2 protein-coding genes and 1 pseudogene are annotated in these 1,037 nt (G+C 68.9%); 2 read left to right on the top strand and 1 reads right to left on the bottom strand.

What is annotated here, in order from left to right; genetic code table 11:
* A pseudogene (locus tag ABZ449_RS42350) lies at nucleotides 1–143 on the top strand (electron transfer flavoprotein subunit alpha/FixB family protein); the annotation flags it as partial.
* Between the two features lie 150 nt (nucleotides 144–293).
* On the opposite strand, the gene ABZ449_RS42355 reads toward ABZ449_RS42350, so the two are convergent.
* Nucleotides 294–731 carry a hypothetical protein gene (locus tag ABZ449_RS42355; RefSeq protein ID WP_360357543.1) on the bottom strand — a complete coding sequence of 146 codons (438 nt, stop codon included), beginning with the start codon at nucleotides 729–731 and terminating at the stop codon, nucleotides 294–296.
* 184 nt (nucleotides 732–915) lie between these two features.
* Between ABZ449_RS42355 and ABZ449_RS42360 the strand changes: the two genes are divergently transcribed.
* A partial coding sequence (locus tag ABZ449_RS42360; RefSeq protein ID WP_360357545.1) for an acyl-CoA dehydrogenase family protein occupies nucleotides 916–1,037 on the top strand: 122 nt, incomplete at its 3' end.

The following is a 1,037-nucleotide window of genomic DNA, read 5'->3' on the forward strand; positions in this document are numbered from 1 at the left end:
GCATGCAGACCTCGAAGACCATCGTGGCCGTCAACAAGGACCCCGAGGCCCCGATCTTCGAGCTCGCCGACTACGGCGTGGTCGGCGACCTCTTCGAGGTGCTGCCGCAGCTCACCGCCGAGGTGAAGGCCCGCAAGGCCTGATCCCCGTAGGACACTGGAGGGCGTGGCGCCGAGTGGTACTCGGTGCCACGCCCTCCGTGGATTTCCCGGCGTCCGGGAGCGCCGTCCGCTCTGTCCGCGCCGTCCGTCCCGGTTGCTCCGGCCTCCGCGCGAACCGCCCGGCGACTCGACTCACTCCGCGACGAAGGCCGCGAGGTGCTGGGTGAAGCCCCCCTGGGTGGGCGGCAGCGGGCGCGGTTCGGGGTCCTGCACCGGCGCCGGCTCCTCCGTCGGCAGCAGCCGCAGCTCCGGCTGGTCGGAGTCGGGGGAGGGGAGCAGCCGCACCCGGGTACCGACCGGGACGGTGCTGCGCATCCCGTCCACGATGCACCAGACGTCGAAGCCCTCCGCCATGCGGATCAGCGACTTCTGACGGACCAGCGGCGTCCGGGCCTGCTCGACCGCGCAGCGCCGCACCACGCCGGTGCCCTCGCTGGGCTCCAGCCTGAGGTCGGTGGATCCGCAGGTGGGGCAGAGCAGCCGCTGGAAGGTCGGGTTGTTGCACCACGCGCAGCGCTGGAAGTACAGCGTCGTGCTGCGGGTGTCGGCATCGATGGCTGAGTGGACCACGCTGTCATCTCCCTGCGCTCGGACCGGCTTCGTTCGGTGGGATTGCGGCGGAAGCACGCCAGAAGTTCGGCACGAAAAGGATAGGGAACTCAGTGCCGCGAAGGGAAGGCACTGAGTTCCCTTTTTGCCGCGCGCATGCATAATGAAGGGTACTGAGTACCGTCGTGAAACAGGAGTGGCGATCATGAGCCAGGAGTTCGATCTCTTCCGTATCTCCGAGGAGCACGGGATGCTCCGTGAGGCGGTGCGTTCGCTGGCCGAGGCGAAGATCGCTCCGTTCGCGGCGGAGGTGGACGAGCAGGGGCG

This window comes from Kitasatospora sp. NPDC005856, from assembly GCF_040629945.1.
GTDB lineage: Bacteria > Actinomycetota > Actinomycetes > Streptomycetales > Streptomycetaceae > Kitasatospora.